19 protein-coding genes and 1 other RNA gene are annotated in these 17,174 nt (G+C 37.9%); 10 read left to right on the forward strand and 10 right to left on the reverse strand.

What is annotated here, in order from left to right; translation table 11 throughout:
• Positions 1-3 precede the first annotated feature (3 nt).
• Together pepP and H7R46_RS12955 are read right to left on the reverse strand one after the other, a co-directional pair.
• A complete protein-coding gene (pepP, locus tag H7R46_RS12950; RefSeq protein ID WP_005070543.1) occupies positions 4-1,326 on the reverse strand; it encodes a Xaa-Pro aminopeptidase in 1,323 nt (440 codons plus the stop codon).
• Positions 1,327-1,393: 67 nt separating this feature from the next.
• On the reverse strand, positions 1,394-2,023 hold the full coding sequence (locus H7R46_RS12955) for a UPF0149 family protein (protein WP_005070544.1): 630 nt from the start codon (positions 2,021-2,023) through the stop codon (positions 1,394-1,396).
• Between the two features lie 64 nt (positions 2,024-2,087).
• On the opposite strand from H7R46_RS12955, the gene H7R46_RS12960 reads away from it, so the two are divergent.
• The 3 genes from H7R46_RS12960 (at position 2,088) to ssrS (ending at position 3,306) form a co-directional block, all read left to right on the forward strand.
• The gene (locus H7R46_RS12960; protein ID WP_002117619.1) at positions 2,088-2,648 is read left to right on the forward strand and encodes a hypothetical protein; all 561 of its coding nucleotides are present in this window, start codon (positions 2,088-2,090) and stop codon (positions 2,646-2,648) included.
• A complete protein-coding gene (locus H7R46_RS12965) occupies positions 2,645-2,929 on the forward strand; it encodes a cell division protein ZapA (protein ID WP_005070547.1) in 285 nt (94 codons plus the stop codon). Before H7R46_RS12960 ends, H7R46_RS12965 begins: the two co-directional genes overlap by 4 nt.
• A 192-nt stretch (positions 2,930-3,121) precedes the next feature.
• A non-coding RNA gene (ssrS, locus tag H7R46_RS12970) (6S RNA) lies at positions 3,122-3,306 on the forward strand.
• A 139-nt stretch (positions 3,307-3,445) separates the two neighbouring features.
• Here the strand turns inward: ssrS and H7R46_RS12975 are convergent.
• The 3 genes from H7R46_RS12975 to H7R46_RS12985 all read right to left on the reverse strand — a co-directional run bounded on the left by H7R46_RS12975 (position 3,446) and on the right by H7R46_RS12985 (position 4,430).
• A complete protein-coding gene (locus tag H7R46_RS12975) occupies positions 3,446-3,766 on the reverse strand; it encodes a hypothetical protein (protein WP_005070549.1) in 321 nt (106 codons plus the stop codon).
• A gap of 93 nt (positions 3,767-3,859) precedes the next feature.
• A complete protein-coding gene (locus tag H7R46_RS12980; RefSeq protein WP_002117788.1) occupies positions 3,860-3,973 on the reverse strand; it encodes a hypothetical protein in 114 nt (37 codons plus the stop codon).
• Between the two features lie 112 nt (positions 3,974-4,085).
• On the reverse strand, positions 4,086-4,430 hold the full coding sequence (locus H7R46_RS12985; protein ID WP_005070552.1) for a hypothetical protein: 345 nt from the start codon (positions 4,428-4,430) through the stop codon (positions 4,086-4,088).
• Positions 4,431-4,653: 223 nt separating this feature from the next.
• Between H7R46_RS12985 and H7R46_RS12990 the strand changes: the two genes are divergently transcribed.
• The 5 genes from H7R46_RS12990 (at position 4,654) to H7R46_RS13010 (ending at position 11,079) form a co-directional block, all read left to right on the forward strand.
• A complete protein-coding gene (locus tag H7R46_RS12990) occupies positions 4,654-5,238 on the forward strand; it encodes a 5-formyltetrahydrofolate cyclo-ligase (protein ID WP_005070553.1) in 585 nt (194 codons plus the stop codon).
• A 461-nt stretch (positions 5,239-5,699) separates the two neighbouring features.
• Positions 5,700-8,129 (forward strand): endopeptidase La, encoded by a 2,430-nt coding sequence (gene lon / locus H7R46_RS12995; protein WP_002117591.1) that lies wholly within the window; start codon positions 5,700-5,702, stop codon positions 8,127-8,129.
• 303 nt (positions 8,130-8,432) lie between these two features.
• Complete coding sequence (gene rlmH / locus H7R46_RS13000) at positions 8,433-8,912, forward strand: 23S rRNA (pseudouridine(1915)-N(3))-methyltransferase RlmH (RefSeq protein ID WP_002054393.1); 480 nt, start codon at positions 8,433-8,435, stop codon at positions 8,910-8,912.
• Between the two features lie 112 nt (positions 8,913-9,024).
• Complete coding sequence (locus tag H7R46_RS13005) at positions 9,025-9,801, forward strand: DODA-type extradiol aromatic ring-opening family dioxygenase (RefSeq protein ID WP_005070556.1); 777 nt, start codon at positions 9,025-9,027, stop codon at positions 9,799-9,801.
• A 168-nt stretch (positions 9,802-9,969) separates the two neighbouring features.
• Positions 9,970-11,079, forward strand: a complete 1,110-nt coding sequence (locus tag H7R46_RS13010) for an META and DUF4377 domain-containing protein (RefSeq protein ID WP_086260996.1) — start codon at positions 9,970-9,972, stop codon at positions 11,077-11,079.
• A 46-nt stretch (positions 11,080-11,125) separates the two neighbouring features.
• Here the strand turns inward: H7R46_RS13010 and gdhA are convergent, their stop codons facing one another.
• A complete protein-coding gene (gene gdhA / locus H7R46_RS13015; RefSeq protein ID WP_005070561.1) occupies positions 11,126-12,529 on the reverse strand; it encodes an NADP-specific glutamate dehydrogenase in 1,404 nt (467 codons plus the stop codon).
• Positions 12,530-12,801: 272 nt separating this feature from the next.
• Between gdhA and H7R46_RS13020 the strand changes: the two genes are divergently transcribed.
• Both H7R46_RS13020 and nth read left to right on the forward strand, forming a co-directional pair.
• On the forward strand, positions 12,802-13,593 hold the full coding sequence (locus H7R46_RS13020) for an RnfABCDGE type electron transport complex subunit B (protein ID WP_005070562.1): 792 nt from the start codon (positions 12,802-12,804) through the stop codon (positions 13,591-13,593).
• Positions 13,594-14,283: an endonuclease III gene (gene nth / locus H7R46_RS13025; protein ID WP_002117539.1), complete on the forward strand. Its 690-nt coding sequence runs from the start codon at positions 13,594-13,596 to the stop codon at positions 14,281-14,283.
• A 37-nt stretch (positions 14,284-14,320) separates the two neighbouring features.
• Here nth and H7R46_RS13030 read toward each other — a convergent pair whose 3' ends face one another.
• The 4 genes from H7R46_RS13030 to H7R46_RS13045 form a co-directional block, all read right to left on the reverse strand.
• Positions 14,321-14,458 carry a hypothetical protein gene (locus tag H7R46_RS13030; RefSeq protein ID WP_002117672.1) on the reverse strand — a complete coding sequence of 46 codons (138 nt, stop codon included), beginning with the start codon at positions 14,456-14,458 and terminating at the stop codon, positions 14,321-14,323.
• A 71-nt stretch (positions 14,459-14,529) separates the two neighbouring features.
• Positions 14,530-15,183: an adenylate kinase gene (gene adk / locus H7R46_RS13035; protein WP_002117671.1), complete on the reverse strand. Its 654-nt coding sequence runs from the start codon at positions 15,181-15,183 to the stop codon at positions 14,530-14,532.
• Positions 15,184-15,269: 86 nt separating this feature from the next.
• Positions 15,270-16,583: a membrane protein gene (locus tag H7R46_RS13040; protein ID WP_005070566.1), complete on the reverse strand. Its 1,314-nt coding sequence runs from the start codon at positions 16,581-16,583 to the stop codon at positions 15,270-15,272.
• Positions 16,584-16,644: 61 nt separating this feature from the next.
• Complete coding sequence (locus tag H7R46_RS13045; protein ID WP_005070568.1) at positions 16,645-17,163, reverse strand: hypothetical protein; 519 nt, start codon at positions 17,161-17,163, stop codon at positions 16,645-16,647.
• Positions 17,164-17,174: the final 11 nt, after the last annotated feature.

A 17,174-nucleotide genomic window follows, 5' to 3' on the forward strand; every position in this document is an offset into this window, starting at 1 on the left:
TAATTATGATTTAGCTTGCGCCATTAAATGTTCAATATCTGCAATATTTTTAACTACATCAGCAGTTAAAACTCGTGGACCTTTCGAGGTTGCGACCACATCATCTTCAATACGAATACCAATACCACGCCATTTTTTATCTACAGTTTCATCGTCTGGTGCAATGTATAGGCCTGGTTCAACGGTAACGACCATACCTTCTTCATATTGACGCCAGTCTTCACCTTTTTTGTAAGACCCGACATCATGTACATCCATTCCTAACCAATGGCCTGTACCATGCATATAAAATTGACGGTATGCTTCAGTTTCGATAAGTTCGTTAATATCACCTTTGAGCAAACCTAACTCAATTAGGCCTTCGGTTAAAATTTTAACGGCTACTTCATGAGGCTCACGGTACGAATTACCAATGCGTACTGCATCAATCGCCGCATATTGAGAAGCCAATACAACTTCATATAATGCTTTTTGTTCAGCACTAAACTTACCATTGACCGGAAAAGTACGGGTAATATCTGACGCATAGAACTCATATTCGCATGCAGCGTCAATTAAGACTAAATCACCGTCTTTAAGAGGTTGGTTATTTTCAACGTAGTGTAAAATGCAAGCATTAGCCCCGCCACCAACAATACTGTTATAAGATGGGACACAGCCGTTTTGCCCAAATATATAATTGAGCTCGGCCTCTAGTGCATATTCCATCATGCCAGGGCGAACAGTTTGCATCGCACGAGTATGTGCCTGAGCACTAATTTTTGAAGCAGTTTGCATCAGCTCAAGTTCTTGTGGTGACTTGATTAAACGCATTTCATCAACAATACGGTCGAGCTGTACCAGTTGAGCTGGAGCACCTTGATGTCGATGCTCAGCATCTGCTTTTTTAATCCACTGGCTCACTCGTGCATCAAACGCAGCATTTTGCCCAATCCGATAATAAAGGCGTTCTTTATTTAATAACTTTTCAATAATTTCTTCATCAAGCAGATCAATTGCATAGGCCTCATCTGCATCATAGTCTTCGATTGCACCGTCAATTCCGGCACGGTAACCATTCCAGATTTCCATCTCGCGGTTACGTTCACGGCAAAAAAGACTATAGCTATAGTCAGTTACATCCTCAAAAGTTTCAATAACTGCAACTGCCTCAGGCTCAGCAAAGCCCGTCAAATAGAAAAAACTGCTATCGGCACGGAATTTATAATCCGCATCACGATTACGGTACATCTCCTCACGCGTTGCAATAATTGCAATACTGTTAGGACCCATTTTTTCTGCTAAACGGTCTCTACGATGTTGAAAATCAGCTTGAGGCAATTTCATAATGATCTACTTGATTTAGAATTTTAAAGTCAAAAAATAAAATACAACCAATAACACATCGCCTCAATTAGCTTGGACGATGTGGTGTGAACATTTCTACAATATTCTGATCTGTACCTAGAGCCGCAGTTTTACTTTTTGCATGAAAGTTTTTCAATAATGAACTTTCAGCTACAGTGATTTTTTTTCTGCCAATAGACAAGCTCACAGGGATTAAGCGTACAAATTCATACAATTCTTCGTAACTGCTTTCACCTTCCTCATCATTGTCAGAATCTTCAAATTCAACTGCTGCAACATCTTGAAGGTGTTCAATCAATTCACGCTCATCACTACGAACATGACCCGATGCCAAACCAAAACCTAACACAACACCCGCACACCAATCAGATAATGCTTGCACACGCTCTTGAAGTAAATGTTCATCATCTGGAAGCATTGGTAGATAATCTAATTCATCTTCAGATAAAGCATGAACCACATCTTCTGCTTCGTCAGTCAAAAGCACTAAAGCATCTTCACTTAACTCTGGCACATTAAGGGTTGTTAAAATTTGTGACCATTCTTCACGCTTAGGCGCTTCTGTCACACAAACAATACCTGTTAACAGACCATGTAACTCACTAGGGCTTGAAATTTCTTCAATTCCTTCAAAATGAGCGTTCCAATCTGTCCAGCCTGAAATATCGTCTTGCATTCGTTTATCCAATCTCTATACTTTGTATATATTACCTTTGATTGCGATTCTGTGCGACCTCGTTATGTTAGAACAATTACAGCGGCTACAAGCGCATATTAGCGTTTTAAAAACACGCTTACATCATTTAGAGAGTGAACATGCGGCACTCTCGGAAGCTAAAGAACTGGCTGAAACAGAGCATCACGCACAAGTTGTGCAAAAAAATAGTATTATCACTAAAAAACAAGAGGAAATTGAGTCGGTAACTGAGCAACTTTCTCAGTTAAAAGGCCAATTTCAACAATTGAATCAAGATGCTAACACACTTGCCGAACGTTATAGCCGATTAGAAAAAAGTACGACTGATTTAAAAAATCGTTTTCAAGAAATTCTTGCAGAACGAAATGAATTACGTGTTGCAAAAGAGAAGTTACAAGCCCACCAGCGTCAAACCCAACAAGAGCTGCATGATTTACAACAAGATCGTGACCGTTTGTTACAAAAAAATGAGCTTGCCAAATCAAAAGTTGAAGCCATTATTCAGCGTTTAGGAATTTTAGGCACTGCTCAAGATCAACATGCTCAAGAAATCCAGCAACTTGCCCATCCTAATGCTGAAACTGGTGAGGAGATCCAATCATGAGTGAACAAGTCATGGTAGAGCTTAGGCTGATTGAGCAGACTTTTAGACTCGCGACTACCTCAGATAAAAAAGATGAACTTGAACGCGCTGCACAACTTCTCAATGAGAAATTTAATGACATGCGCCGTAGTGCCCCACGTGTTGAGCACAACAAACTAGTCATTATGGTCGCTCTACAGTTAACTCAAGAAGTGCTGAGTCTTAATAAATCTTTGCAGGAATACACTCACTGTGAACGCCTACTGCAAACGATTTTAGAAGATGTGGAACAGGTTATTTAACAAGCTTTGATTACCACAAAATGCCTTGCTCTATAAATCATAGATGCAAGGCATTTTTATTTTTGACTATCCATTACGGTTGAATATCGTTTTATCCACGTTCAATGTACAAAGCTTCATCAAACGCAAACTAAGTTTACAGTTCCATAGACTCAAGTGATTGCCAACATAGTCAGATCGGTTATACTTAAGCTATCTCTGGGATGTTCGCCAGCGGGTCTATTCCCCTGCCGATACTTAAACTTATGGATTGCGTTCTGTATATTTAGAGTGTATGCCTACCTTCGAGTAGGAAACCCAGCAAGTATACGTCGCGTCCACCTTGAACTCATCGGGTTCAGGGTAACGACACATGCAGCGGCATCTTCGGAGCATTTACTTTTAATTAAATAATAAAATTTCAAATATTTATTTTAATTTGCCTTTTAATACAGACCTGTCGGTACGATATTTTCTCAAGCATTCAATAAGTATCACATTATTATTTTAGAGATGAACGAGTCTCTGCATTCAAAATTACTTTTCTTTTCTACTCAGGCATTCTTGATACCAAGCTGTTTGAAAATCTTCTATCGCTTTTCGTTTAAAGAAGCTGGTCTTGAATACTTTGGTTGAATAAGCAGAAGTAATTAAATCTTGATAAAGTTGTTTTGCCTTTGGATCTTCAAGACTATTCGCTATATGCTGCAAGTCTTCAGATGGGACTTTTTGTTGACGCGCTTCCATGACAGTATAAGAAACTTTCTTCACCACATTACAAATTTCGGGGTCATTTACACTTTCATCGGCATAACAGCCAAAAGTTAAAAAACTAAGAAAAAATAATTTAAACTTCATATACCTACCTTATTTTTATAGCTTTAAATTAATTACAGAGTTTTATTATTAATAAAGAAATAGGAAATTGATCCCTATTTCTTTTAAATGTGTTTATGCTGGATTAATCACATAAAAATAAATAATTAGACCTACTAAAACGGTTGAAGCGATCGTTAAGTATGTACCAACTGTATTAAAACTCTGTAAGAACTTTAAGATTTCCATATCTAAATCCCCTAAACTTTCACTTATATAGATAGAAGAAAATTTACCACAACCCAATAATGCCAATCAATTCACATTTATCGGATTTTTTGAGATTAAATTCAATTCAAAATTATTGAGTACATCTAATTGCAAAAGCATCCTTATAGTAGTCAGTCGCACTTTTCAAATCCGCTAATAATTTGTCTTCGGTATAAGGTTTAGGCGAAATTTTTATTAAGGCAGGCATATATTGGGTCTTATAAACTTCTGGATAGTCATGACATAAGATTTTGACTTTAATTTCTTGCGGTGTATTCGGGTTATCTAGTTGATCTAGAAACTCTCCTATTTTACGGTCAGATTCTTCAAATTGAGCTTTATAGTCAACTTCAGCAGCTTCAGGTTCTGTTTGTTTTGTACACCCACCAAGTAGCAGACTAGCGCTTATTGTAATGGTTAAAATTTTTAACTTCATAGGCTTAACAATTTCACATTCATCCTTTTAAATATTCTTATCTGATTAAATGTAAATAAATACTGGTAATACGTAAAGAAATAGAATTTTTTATCACTAAAGAAAATACCTTGTATCAAGTAAATTTAAAGTTATTTCTTAATTAGTTCTCTATTTCCATAAATCTTAAGAAAAATAGGTATAATTTTGCTCGACTGATCTCAAATCTTTGTTAGATTTACGCATGAATGAACTTAGTTTTATTAGAAAAAATTTAAGATCTAAAAGACGCTCTTTGTCCCCATTGGAGCAAAAAAAAGCTCAGCTTAATGTTCTCCATCATTTAAACAGTCTTGCTATTTTTCATTCATCAAAAAAAATTGGTTTATATTTACATGCCTTCGGAGAAGTTCATACAGATCTGATCATAAAGTTATGTTTTCAAAAAAATAAACAAGTTTATTTACCTATGATTTGTTCTATGAACCAACGTTTAGTCTGGGTAAGAATATCTAAAAACCAATATGTAAATCGACGTTTTTCTCATCATCCATTGGGAATGAAAGAACCGATGGCAACTAGAGCAAAACATGTTTCATCACTTGATTTATTGATCATGCCACTTCTGGCATGCGACCAATATGGTACGCGTATTGGCATGGGAGGGGGCTATTATGATCGTACCTTGGCAAGTGCAAAACACAAACCTTATCGTTTAGGGTTAGCTCATCAATTTCAATTTATCGAACATACTTTAAAACGTCAGAGTTGGGATCAGCCATTAGATGCTTTACTCACACCTCAACGTGTTTATTATTTTAAAAGATAATATTTATATAAAAACTACTAAAATTTAGTCATATAAAACCAGTTTTTTACTTTTATGTCTTTCAAAATCATAAAAGTAACCACCCTAAGGATGGTTACTTTTACGTGACAGACCGTTTCACCAATTTATATTAGCACCTCTATTAGACACCAAGCATTGAATAAGTTGTGAATTATTGTTACCCATATAATGTCTATAAATCGCCCACAAAATGATTATTTTCTATTCGTAAACATTTTTGGTGATATGGATATTTATAATTATTAAGCTAAATTACTTAGCATTAATACAAAATTTTATTCTTCTTAAGAATTAATCTCTTGATTCATAACATTTTTTAAAAAAAGTTGACTAAATTAGTCCTTTTTTCCACATTTTCTCTAGTGAGGCCCTTGTAATTTTTAAAATACACATCACTATAAAAAACATGGCAACCTCGTTGTCACTCATTAGGAGTGCCCATGTCTGAACTTATTATGAATGAAAAAACTGACTTAGAGCCTCAGGTTCCAAGTGTATTACCACTTTTAGCGTTGCGTGATGTTGTGGTTTACCCACACATGCAAATTGCGTTATTCGTGGGTCGTGAAAAATCGATCAATGCAGTTGATGTGGCTCGTAACAGTGACAATTTAGTATTTGTAGTTGCGCAAAAAGATTCGCTTACAGAAGAAATTGATCACGATAACCTTTATCAGTACGGAACTGTCGCTAAGATTGTTCAAGTCGTAAATCATGAGAATGATGAAAACTGCATTAAAGTACTTATTGAAGGTTTACATCGCTCTAAACTTGAAAAGATTATCGATGAAGATAGCCATTTGACTGCTGAACACAGCTTAAGTCCAATGACAATTAACGTAGATAAAGCTACTCAAGAAACTCGTTTGCAAGAGTTACGTACTTTATTTGCTCAATATGCTGAAGCAAAATTACGTAATGCACGCGAACTCGTTGCTGCGGCTAATAAAATTGAAGACTTGCTACAACTCATGTTCTTCGTAGCAACACGTGTGCCTCTAAATATTGAAATTAAACAGAAGTTTTTAGAGCACGATGAGTTTGAAGCACATTTGCAAGAGCTTATGAGCTACTTGGTAAATCAATCTGCTGAACAGCAAATTGAACAAACTTTGCATGACAGCGTAAAACGCCAAATGGAAAAAAACCAACGTGAATACTTTCTAAATGAAAAAATGAAAGTCATTCAACGTGAACTTTCTGACATGAATGGCGGTGCTGAAGATGACGTTGCTGAAATAGAGAAACGTCTTGCTGAAGCTGATTTACCTGAACACGTACGTAAAAAAGCTGAAGCTGAGTTCCGTAAGCTTAAAGCAATGCAACCAGCGTCTAGTGAAGCAGCTGTTGTACGCAACTATCTAGAAGTAATTTTAGATACGCCGTGGAATAAAGCGAGCAAAGTGAGTATCAACCTTGCGAAAGCACAGGAAATTCTCGATACAGATCACTACGGCTTAGATGATGTTAAAGACCGTATTGTTGAATACTTAGCTGTTCAGTCGCGTGTTAAAAAGCTCAAAGGTCCGATTCTATGTTTAGTAGGCCCTCCTGGTGTAGGTAAAACTTCACTTGGTGAGTCTGTTGCGAAAGCAACAGGTCGTGAATTTGTTCGTATGGCACTTGGTGGTGTACGTGACGAAGCTGAAATTCGTGGTCACCGTCGTACTTATATTGGTGCGATGCCAGGTAAAATTGTGCAATCTTTAACAAAAGTTGGCGTGAAGAATCCATTGTTCTTACTCGACGAAATTGACAAGATGGCGCAAGACTACCGTGGCGATCCTGCTTCTGCATTGCTTGAAGTATTAGATCCATCACAAAATAGCAAGTTCAACGATCACTATTTAGATCTTGATCTTGACCTATCTGAAGTGATGTTCATCTGTACTGCAAACAGTATGAATATTCCAGAAGCCTTGCTTGACCGTATGGAAGTTATTCGTCTACCGGGTTATACCGAAGATGAGAAAGTTAACATTGCTGAACGTTATCTTGTTCCAAAAGCAATTAAGAACAATGGTCTACGTCCAAAAGAGTTAACAATTCATGAAGAAGCGATCCGTGACATTGTTCAACGTTATACACGTGAAGCTGGTGTACGTAGTTTAGAACGTGAAGTGTCTAAAATTGCACGTAAAGTGGTAAAAGAAGCAGTAAGTAAAAAGTCTAAAAACTTACAGCTTGATGTGACTTCTGCCAATCTTCCAGAATACTTAGGTCCACATAAGTTTGACTTTGGTATTGCAGAAGATGAAGCACAAGTGGGACGTGTAAATGGTCTAGCTTGGACATCTGTAGGTGGTGAGTTACTTACCATTGAAGTTGCAGCGGTTAAAGGTAAAGGTAAATTCATTACAACCGGTTCACTCGGTGACGTAATGAAAGAATCTATTACTACAGCAATGACTTTAGTGCGTACACGTGCGGATGAGTTAGGTATTGAAGCTTCTCGTTTTGAAGAAACTGATGTACACGTTCACTTACCTGAAGGTGCAACACCAAAAGATGGTCCATCTGCTGGTTTAGCATTAACAACTGCGCTTGTATCGGCATTTACAGGTATTGCAATTCGTCCTGATATTGCAATGACTGGTGAAACAAGCTTAGGTGGTCGTGCAATGCGTATTGGTGGCTTAAAAGAAAAACTTCTTGCAGCACACCGCGGTGGAATCAAGCTTGTCTTTATTCCTCAAGATAACGTTCGTGACTTAGCAGAAATTCCTGCGAATGTTAAAGAAGGTTTAGAAATCAAAGCTGTGAAAAGTATTGATGACATCTTACCTTTAGCATTAGTTTCGATGCCAAAGCCTTTACCTAAAACACCGATTGTAAAACCGGTGGAAGGCTCAAAAGCAGCACGTCACTAATTAAAAATATAAAAAAGAGAGCTTCGGCTCTCTTTTTTTTGTTACACAATTTGATTGAAAAATATCCAACCATCCTCATAATAGGTAATAAGAGTATTTAAATAAATGAGTACTCTTAACTATCTAATTCTTAGATAGCCTTGTTTTTATTCTCTATGATCATCTGAACTCCAGACAGATGATCATTTGATCGCAGTCCAACACTGTTTTTTGGACTGCGTTTTTTATGCCAGCTTTTTAGATCGTCAGATACTTTCATTCATCAGGTATAATGCGCCAGCTGTATTTGAATGAATAGATAACATGAAAATTCGTATTCTGACCATTGGTCAAAAAATGCCTGCTTGGGTTCTTACTGGTTTTGAAGATTATTTCAAACGCATCCAACCTTTTGTTCAAACCCAAGTTATTGAACTACCTATGGCCAAACGTGGTAAGAATGATTCAGAAGCGGATATTTTAAAGTATTGCCAAATTGAAGGCGAAAGTATTTTAAATGCTTTAAAACCCAATGAAACCTTAATTGCTCTTGAAGTTGGTGGTCGGGAACTAAGTACAGAAAAATTAGCTGATACAATGAAACAATGGATGCTTGAGGGTAATGATGTAGCACTTGCGATTGGTGGTCCAGATGGTTTATCCGATCAGGTACGTAAAGCTGCCGCTTGGCATTGGTCACTTTCAAAACTTACGATGCCCCATCCTTTAGTACGTGTTTTATTAATCGAGCAACTATATCGAGCCATGAGTATTAATCACAATCATCCCTATCACCGTGCATAAAAGGAACAAACGTTTCATTTTAAGAACAATCCGTTGAAATCTGGATACTTTTATCATGTCCTGATTTTGGCATAATACCTATTATTCTGCTTTTCAACTCAGGTGTAATGAAATGGAACTACAAACCCTTCCCGGACTGTTTATTTCACATGGTTCACCCATGCTTGCACTTGACCCGGAACAAGTGGGACCTGCTCTACACCGTTTTGGTACAAATCTTCCTATACCTAAGGCAATCATTGTGATGTCTGCGCACTGGGAAAGTAAAGCACTTGAAGTGAGCATTTCAACTCGTCCTGAAACATGGCATGACTTCCGCGGCTTTCCTAAAGAGTTATATGAAATTCGCTACAGTGCGCCTGGCGAACCAGCATTAGCAGAAGAAATCTTAAAACTATTGGCAGATGCTCACTTTGTTGCACATGCCAATAGTACACGTCCTCGTGATCATGGTGTATGGATGCCTTTATTGCATATGTACCCAGATGCAGACATTCCTGTGGTCGAAATTTCTTTGCCATCAAATTTAAGTGCACAAGAAATTTATCGGATAGGACAAACACTCGCCCCTTTACGTGATAGACAAATTTTACTCATTGGTTCGGGAAGTATTACTCATAATCTTGCAGAGTTATCTTGGCAAGGAGACAACTCTAAAGTTCCTGAATGGGCTTCAACTTTTAGAAATACTGTCGTTAATAAGCTTTCCCATCAAGATTATGATGGAGTTTTAGTCTGGCAATCACTGCCGTTTGTGAAACGCAACCACCCTACGCTTGAACATTTTGCACCTTTGTTTTTTGCTATGGGTACAGGCAATCGCTTTACGATTGTTCATAGTAGCTTCACAATGGGCTCATTAGGAATGGACATCTATCGTTTTGATTAATTATTAAGAAATACCCCGTTTTGCGGGGTATACCATTATTTTTGTTGAAAATTAGAATAATTTACAAACTTATACATTTTAAAAACCGAAACAATCAAATGTTTACATTTTCTTTTTTTAAGAATGTTTTAAGCTTATTACTGTTGTTTTTTTACTTGAAGTTTTTAAATGAAAATTAAATATTTAATTCTTGCGTTATTACCTTTTTCTTTGATGGCGTGTCAAACAGTTACTAATACTCCTGCTCCAATTGTTTCTGAGCAACAACAAAACCTTGCAACCACTTTAGGTGAATATGCATGGACTTATCAAAATGTAAAAGCTTCTAAACCACTTATTCTTAACTTTAATGCAGATGGTAAATTAGCCATTAATACGGGCTGTAATGGCCAAGGCGGTACTTGGAAAGTTGAAGGCAACCAACTTGTTACTTCTAATCTTGTTTCAACGATGATGGCTTGCCAAGACGATTTAATGAAACAAGAACAACTTTCTACTAGCATCTTTAATGAAGCAAAATTACCAATTGAAATTAGCAACACTAATGGTCAGGTGATTTTAACGGTGACAGATAAAACTGGTCAAAAACACATTTTCCAAGGCCAAAAAGCAGTTAATACTCAAGCTTTAACAGATTACTCTTGGTCATATCAGCCTGAAAATACTAAAAAGCCAATCGTTCTTAACTTTACAAATGATCGTTTATCTATCGCAACAGGTTGTAACCGCCAAGGAACAACTTGGAAAGTTGAAAATAATACGATTGTAACAGCTGACATAATGTCGACGATGATGGCGTGTGAACCTGCTTTAATGAAACAGGAACAGTTCTCTAGCAGCCTCTTCCAAAAACGTGCAATTCCATTTGAACTCAATACTACAAATGTTGATCAACCAACATTGACAGTGTCTGATGCTCAAGGCCAGAAATATACTTTCACTGGTAAAATGACACCTGAAGCAAAATATCAATCTGAAGGAAAAACAGTTTTCCTTGAAGTAGCTCCGGAAACTAAATCTTGTACTGGTGTTGCGCCACAAACTTGTATGCAAGTTCGTGAAATTAAATATGATGACAAAGGTGTTAAAACTTACGCTGACAAAAACTGGTCATTATATTACGGTCAAATCGAAGGTTTTGAACATAAACCAGACCAACGCGTAATTTTGCGCGTAAAACGTTTTGAAGTGAAAAACCCAGCTGCAGACCAATCTAGTCAAGCAGATGTATTAGATATGGTTGTAGAACAAGAGTTAGTTAAAAAACCTAAAAAATAAGTTTTTAGACTAAAAAATCCGATGCTTATGCATCGGATTTTTTATTTTAGAAAATACCTTGAGCAAGCATTGCATCAGCAACTTTTACAAAACCTGCAATATTGGCACCGTCTACATAGTTCACAGTACCGTCTTCTTTAGTACCATATCTTACACAGTTGGCATGAATGTCTTTCATAATTGCATGTAAGCGTTCATCGACTTCAGCATGGGTCCAGCCTAAACGAATTGCATTTTGAGACATTTCTAAACCAGAAGTTGCCACACCACCCGCATTAGATGCTTTACCTGGCGCATACAAAATTTTAGCTTCGATAAAGTGTTCAACTGCTTCAAGTGTAGATGGCATATTAGCGCCTTCAGCTACACAAATGACACCGTTAGAAATAAGTGTTTTAGCGTCCTCACCTGTTAATTCATTTTGCGTAGCACATGGCAAAGCAATATCGACAGGAATATGCCAAGGCGTTTTTCCTTCAAAGTATTCAAAACCATGTTTAGAAGCAAACTCGGAAATACGACCACGTTTAACGTTTTTCAGTTCCATTACTTCAGTAAGCAACTCATCTGTAAAACCATTTTTTAAATAAACTGTGCCGTTTGAGTCCGACAAAGTAACAACTTTTGCCCCTAAGAACATCGCCTTTTCTGCCGCATATTGTGCGACGTTACCAGAGCCTGAAACGGAAACAGTTTTACCAGCAAAAGATTGTCCACGGGCTTTTAGCATTTCTTCTGCAAAATAAACCGTACCATAACCAGTTGCTTCAGGACGCATCAAGCTACCACCAAATGAAATTCCCTTACCGGTAAAGACGCAAGCGGTGTCGTTACTCAGCTTTTTCATCATGCCAGCCATGTAACCCACTTCACGTGCCCCCACGCCAATGTCACCCGCTGGAATATCCGTATTTGGTCCTAAATGGCGATAAAGTTCAATGATTAATGCCTGACAGAATCGCATAATTTCAGCATCAGATTTACCTTTAGGATCAAAATCTGAACCACCTTTTCCCCCACCCATTGGTAAGGTGGTAAGTGAGTTTTTAAAAGTCTGCTCAAAACCTAAAAATTTTAAAATTGATAGATTGACCGATGGATGGAAACGCATTCCACCTTTGAATGGACCAATTGCTGAATTGTATTGAACGCGAAAAGCACGGTTAACTTGAGTCTGGCCTTGATCATCCATCCATGAAACACGGAATTGAATCACACGCTCAGGTTCAACCAAACGTTCTAGCAACCCCTGCTCTGCATATTCCAGATTTTTTTCAATGAATGGCCACAAACTCGTCATGACTTCTTCGACAGCTTGTAAGAACTCAGGTTGATGCGGATCACGCGCTTGCACGTAATTCAGGAATTCATTCAGGTTGTTGTATTTCAATGCACGGTCCTCAGCATAGTAATGAATTAAATTGGTGCAATACATTTTTAAATGCATCATTTAGCAGCAAAATATTAAATCCCTTTCCATCAATTTTAACAATACTTATTTTAAATTATTTTATTTACCTTAATTATCAAAAAGTTATTTTTAGAAAAACTACTTAAAAATAAGAAATATTAATTTATCTTTTCATTTTTATTGATCTATTATTGTGCAATATTAGCTACATTTTAGGTCAATCAAAAAGCCAATAAATTCGTTAAAATCCATTGACCTTACTTAGGTTTTTCTTCATTATCGCATCGTTTTAACCAAGCTATTTGCCCACTATGAATTCATCTATTTCTCTCATACGCGAGATTGATGCGTTATTACCACAGACTCAGTGTGGTTTATGTGGACATCGTGATGGATGTCTACCCTACGCAAAGTCGATTGCTGAAGGTGAAGAAGCAAATAAATGTGTTCCAGGTGGTCAGCCTGTAGCCAATGCACTCGCAAATCTATTAAATCGTCCTGTGTTAACCGCTGAAACTAGCGTATGGCCTGTACAGGCCGATGGTCGTCCCCAGCGAATGAAAGCGATTATTCGGGAAGATGAATGTATTGGTTGCACCAAATGTATTAGTGCTTGCCCTGTAGATGCTATTATTGGAAGTGGTAAGCTCATGCATACCATCTTGACTGACTTATGTACAGGTTGTGAGTTATGTATTCCACCTTGTCCGGTAGATTGCATTGATTTGGTCGAAGACACGCAAGCATTACCAAATGAGCAACAGCGTATCGCTGAACAAAATGATTTAAGACAACGTTATTACGCTCACATTCAGCGAGAAGAAAAGCGTCGTACTTACCGTAAAGGGCCTGTAGTACGCGCTGAAATTGATACCCAACTGTTTGCCCAGTTCTCTCAGGTACTTGATGAAGTACCTTCAATTGAGCTCATCGAGAAACCCAAAGAAGTTGTGTCAACTGATGCAAAAACTACAATTGAGTTAGCGAAAATTCGTACGCAAATTAAGAAACTGGAAAAACAACTCAGTGTACGTGAAGATGCTAAAAAAAGTCTTCAACTTGAAGAACTTCAACAGCAACTCATGCAATTACAGGAGGTCTGAATGGCCGTCAAGAATATGACGAAAAAGCAGATTCAAATTTTCTTTGAACGCCTTCGCGAACAACGACCTTCACCTCAAACCGAGTTAAAATATTCATCTCCATTTGAGCTACTTATTGCAGTTATGTTGTCAGCTCAAGCGACCGACGTAAGTGTTAATAAAGCAACTGATAAACTCTACCCTGTGGCGAATACAGCTGAAAAAATCTATAACTTAGGTGTAGATGGGTTAAAGGAATATATCAAGACAATTGGTCTCTATAACGCAAAAGCCGAAAATGTCATTAAGACCTGTAAGATTTTAATGGAACAATTTAACGGCGAAGTTCCAAGCAACAGAAAAGATTTAGAAGCTTTACCGGGTGTCGGGCGTAAAACAGCCAATGTTGTTTTAAATACGGCTTTCGGACAACCCACCATGGCTGTCGATACTCATATTTTCCGAGTGGGAAATCGAACTGGTTTAGCAGTAGGTAAAAATGTTCTTGAGGTTGAGCACCGCTTAATTAAGGTCATTCCTAAAGAATTTATTTTAGATTCACATCACTGGCTCATATTACACGGTCGTTATTGTTGTATCGCCCGTAAACCGAAATGTGCAGAATGTGTTGTTGCAGATGTCTGTAACTGGCCTGATCGCTTTGAATTTGGCGCACAAAAGCAAATTGCCATTAAAAATATTGAAGCTTAAAAATATGGTTGGGTATAGGGATCATACCCAATCAAACTTACTTTAGACGCTTTTTTTCATTACGCTCTTCTTTTGCTTGTTTTTGAACCTGTCTTAGCATTTTGTAGCTTTGAAAAGCCAAAAATATTACTAGTGCCAGACTCAGCAATACCACCAAAATCAATATGATTTTCATATTGTTCTCCTGCACTTAATGAAAGAAAAGAGCCCTCACAAAGAGGGCTCATTATTACAAACAATATTAAATTATTTGTCTAAGATGTTGAACAAATCTTTTTGTACATCTTCAATTGTACGCAAGCCATCAAGCTTGTCATAAGTTGGAGCATTTTCACCAGAAGCAGCACGGCCTTGGTAGAAACCAACCAATTGCTCTGTTTCAGTGTGATAAGACGCTAAACGCTTACGGATTGTTTCTTCTTGGTCATCTGGACGTTGAACAAGATCTTCACCAGTTTCATCATCTTTACCTTCCACTTTAGGTGGATTGTATACAGTGTGATAAACACGACCAGAAGCTGGATGCTGACGACGACCAGAAAGACGTTTTACGATTTCTTCATCAGGAACATCAATTTCAATCACGTGATCGATGCTGATCCCTTCTTTTTCCAAAGCTTCAGCTTGTGGAATAGTACGTGGGAAACCATCGAAAATGCAGCCATTTGCACAGTCAGGTTGAGCAATACGTTCTTTTACTAAACCGATAATAAGTTCATCTGAAACCAAACCACCAGATTCCATTACACTTTTAGCTTTTAGACCTAATTCAGTACCTTCACGAATCGCAGCACGGAGCATATCACCGGTTGAAATTTGTGGGACATTGTAGCGCTTACAGATCAACTGAGCCTGAGTCCCTTTGCCTGCTCCAGGTGGTCCGAGTAAAATAATGCGCATAAAAAACATCCTCATTTAAAACAATGAATATGAAGTCCGGCAGAAAAAGTCTCGTTAATCTTCAATAGATCCTGCCTGACATCGAATTATAAGAAAGCCACAAACAAATGTATTGTACCAGCAATAAATCCGGTTACCCCACCTAGTACAATAAGAATCCACTCATCCTCCTGAAATGCAGGACGTAATAAATTCTGAAATTCTTTTGGTGTTAGTTCACGAATACGCTCTTTAAACATTTGAAAAATCTTCTGTGCCCGGCTTGCGTTCAGTGCTGGGTCACATACGGGTCCCATCGTAATTTCAATTGAACGATCAATCAAGTCCGTCTTTAATCTTGCGTACTCTCTTGGCCCTAAAGAAAGCTGTAAAGAGGTGCGAACTAACGGGGTTTCCATGATTTCGTTAATATGACGCTTAACAATGCGGCGCGTTTTATCTTTACGCGGCCCGTACATCATTTCGGTCATAATCGATTTTAACGTGATCAGATCTTCTGTGACTACGCTCGAAAACACATCAGAGACTTCCTCTTGACGCTTCATGAAAGCGCCTTGGACATTATAGGTCCCAATTCGAAGAACTGGTACAATCCATGGAAACTTACGATCTTTTGTTAATCTAAAAATCTGTGGATAACGAATATAATGCGGCTCAATTGGGTTAAATACCATCCAGATTGCGATCCAGTTAGTTAAAAAGCCCCAAATTGCAGCCCAAAATGGTACTGTCCAGTGCCATGGTACTACAAACCAAACCACCATTTGGAAAATACCAAAGAACATCCCAATCAGTGCACTAATATGCCAAATAAAGTTAATTTCTTTTTGACCCACCTTTAAGAACATACGTACCATTAAACGGCGATCACCTTCCATCTGGCTCACGACCATTTCACGCATGTTAACCAGTGACTCTACATTCATGGTCAGCTCAGTCACTAATTCTTTTAGCACACCCGGCAATTGCTTATGTGCTTGAGCATAAATACGGCGTTTAATTGAATAAGGTAGATTTTCCCAAAGCACAGCATTACGATCGATCATTACTTCATCAATAAGATGTTCAAGTTCAAAACCGACTTGTTCACCAATAATACGGGCCATATCTTCAGGATCCATTGCTTCTAAAAATTCACGCAATGAGCCTAATTTAGATAAAGTGTTATCGGTAATAATCCCAGAGATACGTCCTGCTTTACGTGGCACGATACCTTGCCAACCTACTGGCAAGGGTCCTAAATGGAATCCCCAAAATTTAATTGGGTAAAATACCATTTTTAAAGCCATCCACACATGTGCCCATGTGACAAAAGCCGTTACGGGAATAATACTCAAAACGGCCCAAAAATCAGGTCTGTGTAAAAAGGTCTGCCACAATCCACTGACGTACTCTAACATGTAAGACTCTCGTATTTATTTGTGCTCTGCTTATGGCGAGTTAACGATAAACTGCTTTGTTTTATAAACCAAAACTTAGAGAATAAGAAAATTGAATTTGTGGTTTAGTATCTGCAGCAACATTTCCGTTCTGGTCATTTAATTTTTCAGCCGCACCGATACCCACACTAAAAGTGCTAATTCTTTCTGAATTTAACCACACATAGGCCAAATCAACACCCGCACCTAAACGGGATTTAAAATCACCATCGACCTCTTTACTATCAAGATGACCAGCATAGAAACCGATATAGTAACCATTTTTGTCTGTGCCAGTAAGATAATAAGGATATCTAAAACCAACTTGACCACCAGCGGTTTTGTCACCATTCAAAAATGCGCCGGCTTTCGCATAAGCAATCCCATACGGGTTTACCCATTCACCGTTAAGATGTAATAATTTTTGAGTAACTCCGGCACCCACATTCCAAGTAGATGCTTTATGATCTGCTAATTTTGCTTCTGGAAGAAACGAGTAGTCTTGAGCATGGGCCCAATTACTTACCGTCAAAACTGCAAGTAAGGGATAAATTTTTCTCATTATTTTCTCCA

Origin of the sequence: Acinetobacter sp. BEC1-S18-ESBL-01, from assembly GCF_014169935.1 — a bacterium.
In the GTDB taxonomy this organism is placed as follows: Bacteria; Pseudomonadota; Gammaproteobacteria; order Pseudomonadales; family Moraxellaceae; genus Acinetobacter; species Acinetobacter pittii.

What these genes read in the sequence shown, in the direction of transcription:
- nth (WP_002117539.1), top strand. Translation starts at nt 13,594, where the DNA reads ATGGCCGTCAAGAATATGACGAAAAAGCAGATTCAAATTTTCTTTGAA.
- H7R46_RS13010 (WP_086260996.1), top strand. Translation starts at nt 9,970, where the DNA reads ATGAAAATTAAATATTTAATTCTTGCGTTATTACCTTTTTCTTTGATG.
- adk (WP_002117671.1), bottom strand. Translation starts at nt 15,183, where the DNA reads ATGCGCATTATTTTACTCGGACCACCTGGAGCAGGCAAAGGGACTCAG.
- H7R46_RS13040 (WP_005070566.1), bottom strand. Translation starts at nt 16,583, where the DNA reads ATGTTAGAGTACGTCAGTGGATTGTGGCAGACCTTTTTACACAGACCT.
- gdhA (WP_005070561.1), bottom strand. Translation starts at nt 12,529, where the DNA reads ATGATGCATTTAAAAATGTATTGCACCAATTTAATTCATTACTATGCT.
- rlmH (WP_002054393.1), top strand. Translation starts at nt 8,433, where the DNA reads ATGAAAATTCGTATTCTGACCATTGGTCAAAAAATGCCTGCTTGGGTT.
- H7R46_RS12980 (WP_002117788.1), bottom strand. Translation starts at nt 3,973, where the DNA reads ATGGAAATCTTAAAGTTCTTACAGAGTTTTAATACAGTTGGTACATAC.
- H7R46_RS13045 (WP_005070568.1), bottom strand. Translation starts at nt 17,163, where the DNA reads ATGAGAAAAATTTATCCCTTACTTGCAGTTTTGACGGTAAGTAATTGG.
- H7R46_RS13030 (WP_002117672.1), bottom strand. Translation starts at nt 14,458, where the DNA reads ATGAAAATCATATTGATTTTGGTGGTATTGCTGAGTCTGGCACTAGTA.
- H7R46_RS12985 (WP_005070552.1), bottom strand. Translation starts at nt 4,430, where the DNA reads ATGAAGTTAAAAATTTTAACCATTACAATAAGCGCTAGTCTGCTACTT.
- H7R46_RS12965 (WP_005070547.1), top strand. Translation starts at nt 2,645, where the DNA reads ATGAGTGAACAAGTCATGGTAGAGCTTAGGCTGATTGAGCAGACTTTT.
- H7R46_RS12990 (WP_005070553.1), top strand. Translation starts at nt 4,654, where the DNA reads ATGAATGAACTTAGTTTTATTAGAAAAAATTTAAGATCTAAAAGACGC.
- H7R46_RS12960 (WP_002117619.1), top strand. Translation starts at nt 2,088, where the DNA reads ATGTTAGAACAATTACAGCGGCTACAAGCGCATATTAGCGTTTTAAAA.
- H7R46_RS12975 (WP_005070549.1), bottom strand. Translation starts at nt 3,766, where the DNA reads ATGAAGTTTAAATTATTTTTTCTTAGTTTTTTAACTTTTGGCTGTTAT.
- lon (WP_002117591.1), top strand. Translation starts at nt 5,700, where the DNA reads ATGTCTGAACTTATTATGAATGAAAAAACTGACTTAGAGCCTCAGGTT.
- H7R46_RS12955 (WP_005070544.1), bottom strand. Translation starts at nt 2,023, where the DNA reads ATGCAAGACGATATTTCAGGCTGGACAGATTGGAACGCTCATTTTGAA.
- pepP (WP_005070543.1), bottom strand. Translation starts at nt 1,326, where the DNA reads ATGAAATTGCCTCAAGCTGATTTTCAACATCGTAGAGACCGTTTAGCA.
- H7R46_RS13005 (WP_005070556.1), top strand. Translation starts at nt 9,025, where the DNA reads ATGGAACTACAAACCCTTCCCGGACTGTTTATTTCACATGGTTCACCC.
- H7R46_RS13020 (WP_005070562.1), top strand. Translation starts at nt 12,802, where the DNA reads ATGAATTCATCTATTTCTCTCATACGCGAGATTGATGCGTTATTACCA.